The organism is Lichenibacterium minor, from assembly GCF_004137685.1.
Taxonomy (GTDB): domain Bacteria; phylum Pseudomonadota; class Alphaproteobacteria; order Rhizobiales; family Beijerinckiaceae; genus Lichenihabitans; species Lichenihabitans minor.
Window position 1 is genome coordinate 44740 of the sequence record NZ_QYBB01000029.1, and the last position, 11460, is coordinate 56199.

Here is an 11460-nt window from a genome sequence, read left to right on the forward strand (position 1 = left end):
CCCAACCAGAACGCGGCATAACGCGCCGACACCGGCGTGGCGTTCGTCGCGCGCTGCGGCAGGATCGAAGACCCACGGATGACGAGATGAGCACCAACTCCATCGAGGCCGGTCACCTGATGGCCTTCATCGAGCGCATCGAGCGCTTGGAGGAGGACAAGAAGACCGTGTCCGACGAGATCAAGGACGTCTACGCGGAAGCCAAGGGCACCGGCTACGACGTCAAGATCATCCGCAAGATCGTGTCGATCCGCAAGCAGGACCAGGACAAGCGCCGCGAGGAGGAGGAGATCCTGGAGCTGTACCTCCAGGCAATCGGCATGCAGGCCTGACGCGATCGGCCGAACCGCCCTCGGCAGCCGGGCGTTCCCCCAGCGGGCCGGCGTTCCGCCCGTCCCGCACGCGAAAGGGGCTCCCGCCATGTCGATCCGGCCAGCGGTGCTCGGCACCGCGCTGCTCCTGTCGCTGCTCCGGCCGGCCGCCGCGGCCGACCCCCAGTGGCGGATGGTGCCGACCGAGCCCTACACGCTGAACAACAAGCAGGACGCGCTGGCCTTCGGCAGCGCCACCGCCGGCCTTTACGGCAACGGCACGGGCCGCATCTACCGCACCGACGACGCCGGCGCCCATTGGCACCTCGCCTGGCACCACCCCGGCACCTACGTGCGGGCGCTCGACATGGCCGACGCCGACACCGGCTTCATGGGCAACGTCGGGCCGGGCTACTTCGACGGCGTGACCGACGCGCGCCCGCTCTTCGTCACCCATGACGGCGGGACCCACTGGGCGCCGGTGGTCCCGGTGTCGGGGCCGCCCGTCACCGGCATCTGCGCCATCGACGTGCTGAAGGTGGACGGGGCGGTGCGGGCGGTCCGCGCCGGGGGGCGCGTCGGCGGCCCGGCCGGGTTGATGACCTCGCTCGACGGCGGCGCCACCTTCACGGCGCGCGACATGGGCGCGCTGACGGGCATGATCCTGGACATCCACTTCGTCGATGCCCGGACGGGCTTCATCGCCGGGGCTTCGGCGTCGGACGAGGGCAGGGCGCATGCCCGCATCCTGAAGACCACGGACGGCGGCGACACGTGGCGGGCGGTGTTCGACTCGCCCCGCGCCGGCGACAACGACTGGAAGCTCGCCTTCCCGAGCGCCCGGGTCGGCTATGCCAGCATCATGAGCTACGGGGCGCCGGCCGACGAGGCGCGCGGCTACGTCGTCAAGACGGAGGACGGCGGCGAGCATTGGCGCAAACTGGTCGTCACGGCGGACCACGGCTGGATCCCCTACGGCATCGCCTTCCTCGACGAGCGGCGCGGCTGGGTGGGGGGCGCCACGGGCGGCTACGAGACGACGGACGGCGGCGACACCTGGCACCCGGCCCACATGGGGCTGTCCACCAACCGCATCCGCTTCGTGCCGCTGCCCGGCGGCGGCACGCGGGCGCTGGCGATCGGCCACGACCTGTTCGCGCTGGACCTGCCGCCCCCGCCGGAATGACGCCGTGCCGGGCACAGGCGGGCCGGGAACGCGACGGCGCCGCAGAGGTCGACCCGTGCCGCGGCCCGATCCCCGTGTCGGCGCCCGGAGGCCGTCGCCCGGAACGATCGCTTGAGCGGTCCCGTTGATCCGGACGACGACATCGCGAAAGGCGCAGTCATGAAAGCTCTTTGCTGGCACGGCAAGAACGACATCCGTTGCGACACCGTCCCGGATCCGAAGATCGAAGACGCCCGCGACGTCATCATCAAGGTGACGAGCTGCGCCATCTGCGGCTCGGACCTTCATCTGATGGACGGGCTGATGCCCACCATGAAGAGCGGCGACGTCCTCGGCCACGAGTTCATGGGCGAAGTCGTCGAGGTGGGCCAGGGCTTCACCAAGTTCAAGAAGGGCGACCGCATCGTGGTCCCCTTCAACATCAATTGCGGCCAATGCGACCAGTGCCGGCGCGGCAACTGGTCGGTCTGCGAGCGGTCGAACCGCAATGCCGAGATGGCGGCCGCGCAGTTCGGCTTCACCACGGCGGGCCTGTTCGGCTATTCGCACCTCACGGGCGGCTATGCCGGCGGCCAGGCCGAATACGTGCGCGTGCCGATGGCGGACGTGGCGCCCATGAAGGTGCCCGAGGGCATGACGGACGACGACGTCCTGTTCCTCACCGACATCTTCCCCACGGGCTACCAGGGCGCCGAGCACGCCGAGATCAAGCCGGGCGACATCACCGCCATCTGGGGCGTCGGCCCGGTCGGCTATTTCGCCATCCAGTCCGCCAAGGTGATGGGCGCCGAGCGCATCATCGCCATCGAGACCGTGCCGGAGCGCATCGCCCTGGCCAGGAAGGCCGGCGCGACGGACATCATCGACTTCGCCCAGGAGGACGTCTACGAGCGCATCCTCGAGATCTCCAAGGGCAAGGGCGCCGACAGCGTCATCGACTGCGTCGGCATGGAGGCGTCGGGGGCTCACGGCATCGCCGGCATGGTGGACGCCGTGAAGGAGAAGCTGCTCCCGGCCGAGCGCACGACGGCCCTGGACCAGGCCATCCGCGCCGTGCGGGGCTGCGGCGTGGTGTCGGTGCCCGGCGTCTATGGCGGTCCGGTGTCGGTCAACATGGGCAGCATCGTGCAGAAGGGCCTGACGATGCGCTCCGGCCAGACGCATGTGAAGCGCTACCTGGAGCCCCTGACCAAGCTGATCCAGGACGGCAAGATCGACACGACCTCGCTGATCAGCCATCGCTCGACGAAGCTCGAAGACGGGCCGGACCTGTACAAGGCCTTCAAGGACAAGAAGGACGGCTGCACCAAGGTCGTGTTCAACCTGTCCTGATCCACGCCGGCCGCCGCCGCGATCGGGCGGCGGCCACACTTCGATCCATTCCGAAGAGGGCCCGTTAAGGCGGGGTCCCTATGGTCCGTCGAGCCCGCGGCATCCCGCGCGGGCAACCGGGACGGGTGGTCCGATGAAGCGGGTCGTCGATTCCTCGCCAGCCTCGGCCTCCGTCCATCGAGCGGGCGCCCGCCCCGCCACACGGTGCCGCCCATGACGGCGGCGGCCCTCGGGCGGGGGGAGGGCGAGCGTTTCCTGCGCTTCTGCTGCGTCGGCGGCATCGGCTTCTGCGTCGACGCCGCCATGCTCCTGGCCTTCGTGCACCTGCTGGGGAGCGACCCCATCGTGGCGCGGCTGCCGTCGGCCGCCTGCGGCATCCTGACGACCTTCGAGCTGAACCGGCGCTGGGCCTTCCGCGGCGCCGCGATCCAGAGCTACGGGGCCGCGCTCGCCGTCTATGTCGGGGTGCAGAGCCTCGGCCTCGCCTGCAACATGGCGGTCTACACGGCCTGCTACCTCCTGCTGCCGCGGCCGTTCGGCACGCCGCTCGTCTGCCTCGCGGCGGCGGCGGGCACCGCGATGCTGATCAACTACGCGGGGGCGAGCCGGGTGGTGTTCCGGGCGCCCTGACCGCCCGCGCCCGTCCCCGCCTCCCGCTCCGCCGGCGGTTCAGCCCCCGTGGCGTCCGAGGACCTCGCGCACGGCTTCCACCATCGCGTCCTCGGCGACCGGGAACTGGGCGCGTTGCCGGAGGTCCAGGTAGTCGGAGCGGTCCTTCGAGCCCTTGGCGAGCTCGGCGCCGAGCACGAGGTCGCGGATCATCACCACCGGGCCGCCCGCGGCGTCGCGCTCGTTCGATCCCTGCAGCACCGCGCAGGCGCTGTTGCGCTTGTCGGCATATTTGAGCTGGGCGTTCATGCCCGAAGCGCCGAGGTACAGCTCCGCCCGGATCCCGGCCGCCCGCAGCGCGGTCACCAGGCCCTGGTAGCGGGCCATCTCCCCCTTATCCAGCACCGCCACCACGACGGGGCCGCGCGGCGCCGACGTGCCCACGAGCGGGCTGCGCACGGCCTTCAGCGCCGCGACCAGCCGCGACACCCCGACGGAGAAGCCCGTGGCCGGCACCGGTTCGCCGCGGAAGCGGGCCACCAGCCCGTCGTAGCGGCCGCCGCCGCCGACCGAGCCGAAGCGGATCGGCTGGCCGTCCTCGCCCGTGACGGTGAAGAGCAGCTCGGCTTCGAAGACCGGGCCGGTGTAATATTCGAGGCCCCGCACCACGGAAGGGTCGATCACCACGCAATCGGAGCGCCCCGCGGCCTCGACGAGCGCGGCGATCTCGGCGAGCTCCGCCACGCCTTCCTCGCCCCGCGCCGAGCCCGCCACGGCGTCCCGAAGGTTGGCCAGCGTGTCGGCCGCCGTCGCCCCCCGCGCCGCCGTGAAGCCGAGCACGCGGGCGATGGACTCGGGCGGCAGGCCGGCGCCCTTGGTGACGTCCCCGGATTCGTCGCGGCGGCCGGCGCCGAGCAGCGCTTCGACGCCGGACGGGCCGAGCCGGTCGAGCTTGTCGATGGCGCGCAGCACCACGAGCCGCCGGGCGGCGTCCTCGGGCGCGCCGAGGCCGATCAGCTCCATGACGCCGTCGAGCACCTTCCGGTCGTTGACCTTCACGGCGAAGTCGTGCCTGGCGATGCCGAGCCGCTCCAGCGTGTCGGCCGCCATCACGCACATCTCGGCGTCGGCCGCGATCGACGCCGACCCCACCGTGTCGGCGTCGAACTGCAGGAACTGGCGGAAGCGGCCGGGGCCGGGCTTCTCGTTGCGGAACACCGGGCCGGACCGGTACGAGCGGTAGGGCTTCGGCAGCGCGTCGTAGCGCTCCGCGACCGAGCGGGCGAGCGGCGCCGTGAGGTCGTAGCGCAGCGACAGCCACTGGTCGTCGTCGTCCTTGAAGGAGAAGACGCCGGCGTTGGGGCGGTCGAGGTCGGGCAGGAACTTGCCGAGCGCGTCCGTGTATTCGAGGAAGGGCGTTTCCACGGCCTCGAAGCCGTACAGCTCGTAGGTGTCGCGAATCGCCGCGGTGATGCGGGCCGTCGCGGCGAGGTCGGCGGGCCCGCGGTCGGCGAGGCCGCGGGGCAGGCGGGGTTTCGTGAGGTCGGTCATGGATCCTGAACGATGGGTTTCCGAAGGCCCTCGGCCTTCGGTGGGGTTCGGGGTCGAACCCCGATGAAGCCGATGGTCTTTCCTCGAGGCTCTGCCCCGAACCCCGTGAAAGGGCGAGCCCTTCCGAAACCTTCGATCAATGCAGCGTCGTCAGCAGCCGCTTCAGCTTGTCGGCGATGTCGCCGATCTGGGTTTCGGAGATGATCAGCGGCGGCGTGAGCGCGATCGTGTCGCCGGTGATCCGCACCATCAGGTCGTGCTCGCGGAAGCACCGGTCCATCGCCTCGTAGGCGCGGGCCCCGACCGCATCCGGCCGCGACGCGAGGTCGATCGCGGCGACGAGCCCGACCGTGCGGATGTCGAGGACGTTGGGCAGGTCGCGCAGGGCATGGATGGCTTCGGCCCAAACGGGCTCCATGCGGAGGACGTGGCCGAACAAGTCCTCGTCCCTGTACACGTCGAGCGCCGCCAGCGAGGCCGCGCAGGCCAGCGGATGCGCCGAATAGGTGTAGCCGTGGAACAGCTCGATGACGTGCTCCGGCCCGCGCATGAAGGCGTCGTAGATGGGCTTGCGCACCACGACGCCGCCCATCGGCACCGTGCCGGAGGTGACGCCCTTGGCGAAGCAGATCATGTCCGGGACGACGCCGTAGCGCTCGGCCGCGAAGCCGAAGCCGAGGCGGCCGAAGCCCGAGATCACCTCGTCGAAGATGAGCAGGATGCCGTGCCGGTCGCAGATGGCGCGCAGCCGCTGCAGGTAGCCCTTCGGCGGCGGCAGCACCCCCGTCGACCCCGCCATGGGCTCGACGATCACGGCCGCGACGGTGGACGCGTCGTGCAGGGTGACGATGCGCTCGAGTTCGTCGGCGAGGTGGGCGCCCCAATCCGGCTCGCCCTTCGTGAAGGCCTGTTCCTGGCGGTTGTAGGTGTGGGGCAGGTGGTCGACGCCGGCGAGCAGCGTGCCGAACTGCTTGCGGTTGGACACGATGCCGCCGACGGAGATGCCGCCGAAGCCGACGCCGTGGTAGCCGCGCTCGCGGCCGATCAGCCGTGTGCGGGTGCCCTGGCCGCGGACGTTGTTGTACGCGATGGCGATCTTCAGCGCCGTGTCGACGGCTTCGGAGCCGGAATTGGCGAAGAACACGTGGTCGAGGTCGCCCGGCGCCAGCGCGGCGATGCGGGACGCGACCGAGAAGGCCTTGGGGTGGCCGAACTGGAAGGCGGGGGCGTAGTCGAGCTCCGCCGCCTGGGCCTGGATGGCGGCCACGATGGGCTCGCGGTTGTGGCCGGCGTTGGTGCACCACAGCCCGGCGGTGCCGTCCATCACGGCACGGCCTTCGGGGGTGAAGTAGAACATGTCCTTCGCCCGCGTGATCATGCGCGGGTTCTTCTTGAAGGAGCGGTTCGGCGTGAACGGCATCCAGAAAGCTTCGAGATCGTTGGGGATCTCGGCCTGGGGGGCCAGGGAGCCCGCGGGGCTCGGGGCGGCGGCGGATGGCGGCATGGGACGGCTCCCGGGCGGGACAGGTGGCCCCGGCGGACCGGGACGCGCCATCCACCTTACGGCCGGGGAGCCCGCGAGGGAAGCCGGCTCCCGGCTCCCGGCGCCGACGGCCGGGAAACCCGGCCGCCGGCCCTTCCGGTCAGGTGCGGACGTTGGTGACCACGTCCACGCTGGCGCGGATGGCGTTGGAATAGGGGCAGATGCCGTGGGTGGCCTCGGTGAGGGTCTTGGCGTCGGCCTCGGACAGGCCGGGCAGGTAGGCGTCGAGCGCGGCCGTGATGCCGAAGCCGCCTTCCGAGCGCGGACCGATGCCGATCTCGGCCTTCACGGTCGTGCCCTCGGGCACCTTGATCTTGGTCTGCTGCGAGGCGACCCGCATGGCGCCGAGATAGCAGGCCGAATAGCCGAGAGCGAAGAGCTTTTCAGGGTTGGCGCCGTCGCCGCCCGGGCCGCCGAGCTCCTTCGGCAGCGTCAGCTGCAGGTCCATCGTCTTGTCGTCGAGGACAGTGCGGCCGTCGCGGCCGCCGCCGTGCGCGGTGGCGGACACTTTGTACTTGGCATCGACCGACATGGTGCGTCTCCTGGTGGTGAGGGGCTGGGCATCGACCCTGCGGGGAGGGTCGACGGGGCGCGTCAGGCGCCCTGGACGTCGAACTGGACGTCGACGTTGTCGCGCGTCGCGTGGGAATAGGGGCAGACCACGGTATGGGCCTGCTCGACCAGCTCCTTCAGCTCGGCGGTGGGGATCTTGCCGTCCACCACGGTCATCCGCACGGCGAGGCCGAAGCCGCCGCCCTCGCGCGGGCCTATCGACACCGCGCAGGTGACCTCGGCGCCGGTCGCGTCCTTCTTCGCCTGCTTGGCGGCGAAGTCGAGGGCGCCGCAGAAGCAGGCCGCGTAGCCGGTGGCGAACAGGTGCTCGGGCGTCGTGGTGCCGGGCTTGCCGGGGCCGCCCATCTCCTTCGGCACGGACAGCGTCACCGACACGCTGCCGTCATCGGCCTTGCTGACGCCGTTGCGGCCGCCGGTGGCGACGGACTTGGTCGTGAAGAGCGGCTTGATGGTGGCGATGGCCATGAATGGACTTCCTGGGGTGCCGGGACCGGCCGGACGGCCGGTCGGCGGCGCTTATAGGCCGCGCGCCGGCGCCGGGCCAGACGCCCGGGCCGGCGTGCAAAGGCAGTACGACGGCGGCCCCTCAGGGGTTGCAGGGCGGCGGCGGGATTTTGAACGGACCGGCGCGGACGGGCCACCCGCCTTGACACCCGCGGCGCCGGGCTTAAGCCCCGGCGCATGACCCAAGCCACCACCCCCATCCTGCCCGGCCTGTCGGCCGTCGCGGACCGCTACGACGTCGTCCTGTCGGACGTGTGGGGCGTGCTGCACGACGGCCAGCGGGCCTTTCCCGGCCCCGCCGCGGCGCTGACGCGCTTCCGCGAGGGCGGCGGCACGGTCGTGCTCATCACCAACGCGCCGCGGCCCAACGCGCCGATCCGCGCCCAGCTCGACGCGCTCGGCGTGCCGCGCTCGGCCTACGACGACCTCGTCACATCGGGCGACAGCACGGTGGCGCTGATCGCCGCGCGGGGCGAGGGGCCCTTCCACCACATCGGCCCCGCGCGCGACCGCGCGCTGATGGACGAGGTCCACGCCAGGACGGGCCGGCGCCCGGCGCTGGGGGCGCTGCACGAGGCGGCCCACGTGATCTGCTCGGGCCTGTTCGACGACAGGACGGAAACGCCCGACCATTACGAGAGCACCTACGCGGCCATGCGGGAGCGCGGCGTCGAGATGATCTGCGCCAACCCGGACGTGGTGGTCCATGTGGGGGACCAGCTGATCTTCTGCGCCGGGGCGCTGGCGGAGCGCTACGAGGCGCTCGGTGGCACCGTCCTCTACGCCGGCAAGCCCCACGCGCCGATCTACGACCTCGCCCTGTCGCTGGCCGCGAAGGCGCGCGGGCGGGAAGTCGACGCGTCCCGCGTGCTCGCCGTCGGCGACGGCATGCGCACCGACGTGGCGGGCGCGGTGCGCCAGGGCCTCGACTGCCTGTTCGTCACCAACGGCATCCACCGCGACGACACGGGCCCCGGCGACGGCACGCTCGACCCCGGCAGGCTTGCGGCCTTCCTCGCCGCCGCGGCGCACCGGCCGACCGTCGCCATGGCCGACCTCGCATGGTGAGCGCCGGCGAGGGGGTCGCTTCGCGTCCCGCCGCCCGTCAGCCGGCGTTCTCGTAGGCCTTTCGCGAGAACACGGTGCGGACCATGATCGACAGGTCGAGCATCAGCGACCAGTTGTCGATGTAGAACAGGTCGTGCTCGACGCGGCCCAGCACCTTCTCGGGGGTATCGGTCTCGCCCCGCCAGCCGTTGACCTGCGCCCAGCCGGTGATGCCGGGCCGGACGTTGTGGCGGCGGGCGTAGAGGGCCACGTCGCGTTCGAACGCCTGGTCGTGCGCCATGGCGTGGGGGCGGGGCCCGACGAGGCTCATCTCGCCGCGCAGCACGTTCAGGAGCTGCGGCAGCTCGTCGATGTTGGTGCGGCGCATGAAGCGGCCCACCCGCGTGATGCGGCTGTCCCCGGCGGTGGCCTGCCGCACGGCCCTGCCGTCCTCCGTCGCGCTCATGGAGCGGAACTTGTAGATGCGGAACGGCTCCTGGTTGAAGCCGTAGCGGCGCTGCATGAAGAACACGGGGCCGGGCCCTTCCCGGCGGATCAGGACCGCCATGGCGGCGAACAGCGGCGCCAGCGCCACGAGCGCGGCCGCGGCCAGCACGATGTCCACGACGCGCTTCGCCAGCACGTCGCTCGACGACAGGGGCTGGCGCACGAGGTGCAGCGACGCCACCGAGCCGTTGCGGATGACGTGGAGGTCGTCGAACTTGTCGAAGAAGCGCTCGGGCGCGAGGTGCACGGCGGCCGGCACGCCCATGAAGGCGTCGATCGCGGCTTCGAGCCTGTCGCGGTCGCCCCAGGGCACGAGGATGTAGATGTCGTCCGGGCGGAGCACCCGCGCCGACGCCACCGCCAGGGTGAGGTCGTCGGCGCGGCTGTCGTCGCCCGGGCGCAGCACTGCGGCGCCGACGATGCGCAGGCCGAGCTGGTGGGGGGCGTGACGCTCGCCGAAGGCGCGGATCATCTCCTCGTCCCCGACGAGGAAGATGTGGCGCGACGCGACCCGGCCCGCCGCCGCGCGGGCCTGCATGACCCCGACGAGCGCGGTGCGCAGCACGAGCAGGCCGATCGGGCCGCCCGCCACCAGGCCCAGCGTGCCGCCGCGCGAGAAGCTTTCCGTCGTCTTGGTCAGGAAGGCGAAGCCCAGCGCCCCCGCGACGGCCACGCCCCACAGCGCCAGGGCGCGCTTGGCGTGCCCCTTGTGCGACAGGTAGTGGGTGATGGCGTAGTCGTGCCTCACCACGCCCGGCACGATGAACACCATCGCCACGGCAACGCCGAGCACCAGGGCGTTGATCGGCTCGCTGCCTCGGCCCAGGGCGGCGCCGCTCGCGGCGGCGATCGCGAGGATCACGGCCGCGTCGAGCCCGGACGCCAGCAGCAGGAACCCCACCCGCGTCAAGGCGGTGTTGGGCCTGGCCCGGCCGTGTCGCCGCGGAGCCGCGCGCCGCTGCGGGGCGGCGGGGGAGATGGCGGTGGGGAGGATGGCGCGCAGCACGGCGATCGGTCCTGGACGGCGGGTCGCTCCCCGGTTGCAATCGGCGCGCCTGGCGATCCGGCGCCTTTCCGTGCCGGTTCGGGCCGGACCGGGCGGGTCGCGCTTGCCGTCCGACGCGGCGGCGTGCTCGAATGGGACAGGTGAACGATTCCGGGAGGGCCCTCGTGAAGGTCGCGCTGATCCAGATGAACTCCGGCGACGACCGCGCCGCCAACCTCCGGCAGGCGTCGGACCTCGTCGCGCGGGCGGTCGCCGAGGACCGGCCCGACTGGGTGCTGCTGCCCGAATGCTTCGACTTCCTCGGCGGCACGCGCGACGCCAAATTCGCCGCCGCCGATGCGCTGCCGGACGGCGAAGCCTACGCGACCCTGCAGGCCCTCGCGCGCCGCCACGGCGTGTTCATCCACGCGGGCTCCATGCTGGAGCGGCTGCCGGGCGGGGAACGCATCGGCAACACGACCGTGGCGTTCGACCGGGGCGGGCGCGAGGTGGCGCGCTACCGCAAGATCCACCTCTTCGACATCACGGCCCCGGACGGCACGGAATATCGCGAAAGCGCGTCCTTCGCGCCGGGCGATGCCGTCGCGACCTACGATTGCGAGGGCGTCACGGTCGGCTGCTCGATCTGCTACGACATCCGCTTCCCGTTCCTGTACCAGGCCCTGGCGGACCGCGGCGCGACCCTCATCGCCGTGCCGGCGGCGTTCACGATGCAGACCGGCAAGGACCATTGGGAGGTGCTGCTGCGCGCCCGCGCGATCGAAACGGAATGCTACGTGGCGGCGGCGGCCCAGACCGGGACGTTCGCGCAGGGCGGGCAGACCCGCACCACCTACGGCCATTCCATGCTGGTCGACCCCTGGGGGCTGGTGACGGCGCGGGCCAGCGACGGGGTCGGCACGGTGGCGGGCCGGGTGGAGCCCGAGCGGGTCGAGCGGGTGCGGGCGATGATCCCGGTCATGCGGCACCGGCGGGACATGCCGCGGGGGTGAAGCGGGGCGCCGCCGAGTCCCGGCTCGCCCCCGTATCTGACCACCGCCTCGTTCGCGTCCAGACCCTCCACTTCGCCCGTCTCAGAACCCGCGAGGCGACGCCGTCGAGACAGAAGCGATGTCTTCTCCCGAGGTGTTCGATGGGTATCGCATACGATCATCAGGGGACGTGATGGGTGGGCTTGGGCCGCCGTGGCACTGTGCCTCGCCTCAGTTCGGTTTAGAGCCTGACTCAAAAGCCTACGGCCGCGCGAGTCGCCGGATGCCGAACTGGATGGCAGCGAGCGTGACGAAGGCCA

11 protein-coding genes are annotated in these 11460 nt (G+C 71.7%); 6 read left to right on the forward strand and 5 right to left on the reverse strand.

What is annotated here, in order from left to right:
* The first annotated feature begins 86 nt into the window (after positions 1-86).
* The 4 genes from D3273_RS19960 to D3273_RS19975 all read left to right on the forward strand — a co-directional run bounded on the left by D3273_RS19960 (position 87) and on the right by D3273_RS19975 (position 3459).
* The gene (locus D3273_RS19960) at positions 87-332 is read left to right on the forward strand and encodes a DUF2312 domain-containing protein (RefSeq protein WP_129228650.1); all 246 of its coding nucleotides are present in this window, start codon (positions 87-89) and stop codon (positions 330-332) included.
* An 88-nt stretch (positions 333-420) separates the two neighbouring features.
* Entirely contained in the window at positions 421-1497 is a 1077-nt protein-coding gene (locus tag D3273_RS19965) for a WD40/YVTN/BNR-like repeat-containing protein (RefSeq protein ID WP_129228651.1), read from the forward strand.
* 159 nt (positions 1498-1656) lie between these two features.
* Entirely contained in the window at positions 1657-2829 is a 1173-nt protein-coding gene (locus D3273_RS19970) for a zinc-dependent alcohol dehydrogenase (protein WP_129228652.1), read from the forward strand.
* 213 nt (positions 2830-3042) lie between these two features.
* Positions 3043-3459 carry a GtrA family protein gene (locus D3273_RS19975; RefSeq protein WP_129228653.1) on the forward strand — a complete coding sequence of 139 codons (417 nt, stop codon included), beginning with the start codon at positions 3043-3045 and terminating at the stop codon, positions 3457-3459.
* A gap of 39 nt (positions 3460-3498) precedes the next feature.
* Here the strand turns inward: D3273_RS19975 and hisS are convergent, their stop codons facing one another.
* From hisS to D3273_RS19995, 4 genes are all read right to left on the reverse strand, one after another.
* Positions 3499-4989: a histidine--tRNA ligase gene (hisS, locus tag D3273_RS19980; protein ID WP_129228654.1), complete on the reverse strand. Its 1491-nt coding sequence runs from the start codon at positions 4987-4989 to the stop codon at positions 3499-3501.
* A gap of 136 nt (positions 4990-5125) precedes the next feature.
* Positions 5126-6493: an omega-aminotransferase AptA gene (gene aptA / locus D3273_RS19985; protein ID WP_129228655.1), complete on the reverse strand. Its 1368-nt coding sequence runs from the start codon at positions 6491-6493 to the stop codon at positions 5126-5128.
* Between the two features lie 139 nt (positions 6494-6632).
* Complete coding sequence (locus tag D3273_RS19990; protein WP_129228656.1) at positions 6633-7064, reverse strand: organic hydroperoxide resistance protein; 432 nt, start codon at positions 7062-7064, stop codon at positions 6633-6635.
* 62 nt (positions 7065-7126) lie between these two features.
* Positions 7127-7570 carry an Ohr family peroxiredoxin gene (locus D3273_RS19995; RefSeq protein WP_129228657.1) on the reverse strand — a complete coding sequence of 148 codons (444 nt, stop codon included), beginning with the start codon at positions 7568-7570 and terminating at the stop codon, positions 7127-7129.
* Between the two features lie 216 nt (positions 7571-7786).
* Here D3273_RS19995 and D3273_RS20000 point away from each other — a divergent pair, with 216 nt between their 5' ends.
* The gene (locus tag D3273_RS20000; RefSeq protein ID WP_129228658.1) at positions 7787-8677 is read left to right on the forward strand and encodes a TIGR01459 family HAD-type hydrolase; all 891 of its coding nucleotides are present in this window, start codon (positions 7787-7789) and stop codon (positions 8675-8677) included.
* Between the two features lie 37 nt (positions 8678-8714).
* Here D3273_RS20000 and D3273_RS20005 read toward each other — a convergent pair whose 3' ends face one another.
* Entirely contained in the window at positions 8715-10169 is a 1455-nt protein-coding gene (locus D3273_RS20005; protein ID WP_165359585.1) for an exopolysaccharide biosynthesis polyprenyl glycosylphosphotransferase, read from the reverse strand.
* 164 nt (positions 10170-10333) lie between these two features.
* Here D3273_RS20005 and D3273_RS20010 point away from each other — a divergent pair, with 164 nt between their 5' ends.
* On the forward strand, positions 10334-11161 hold the full coding sequence (locus D3273_RS20010) for a carbon-nitrogen hydrolase family protein (protein ID WP_129228660.1): 828 nt from the start codon (positions 10334-10336) through the stop codon (positions 11159-11161).
* Positions 11162-11460 lie beyond the last annotated feature (299 nt).

Excerpts from the sequence above, each read along its gene's own strand:
- D3273_RS19960 (WP_129228650.1), top strand. The coding sequence starts at position 87 with ATGAGCACCAACTCCATCGAGGCCGGTCACCTGATGGCCTTCATCGAG.
- D3273_RS19965 (WP_129228651.1), top strand. The coding sequence starts at position 421 with ATGTCGATCCGGCCAGCGGTGCTCGGCACCGCGCTGCTCCTGTCGCTG.
- D3273_RS19970 (WP_129228652.1), top strand. The coding sequence starts at position 1,657 with ATGAAAGCTCTTTGCTGGCACGGCAAGAACGACATCCGTTGCGACACC.
- D3273_RS19975 (WP_129228653.1), top strand. The coding sequence starts at position 3,043 with ATGACGGCGGCGGCCCTCGGGCGGGGGGAGGGCGAGCGTTTCCTGCGC.
- hisS (WP_129228654.1), bottom strand. The coding sequence starts at position 4,989 with ATGACCGACCTCACGAAACCCCGCCTGCCCCGCGGCCTCGCCGACCGC.
- aptA (WP_129228655.1), bottom strand. The coding sequence starts at position 6,493 with ATGCCGCCATCCGCCGCCGCCCCGAGCCCCGCGGGCTCCCTGGCCCCC.
- D3273_RS19990 (WP_129228656.1), bottom strand. The coding sequence starts at position 7,064 with ATGTCGGTCGATGCCAAGTACAAAGTGTCCGCCACCGCGCACGGCGGC.
- D3273_RS19995 (WP_129228657.1), bottom strand. The coding sequence starts at position 7,570 with ATGGCCATCGCCACCATCAAGCCGCTCTTCACGACCAAGTCCGTCGCC.
- D3273_RS20000 (WP_129228658.1), top strand. The coding sequence starts at position 7,787 with ATGACCCAAGCCACCACCCCCATCCTGCCCGGCCTGTCGGCCGTCGCG.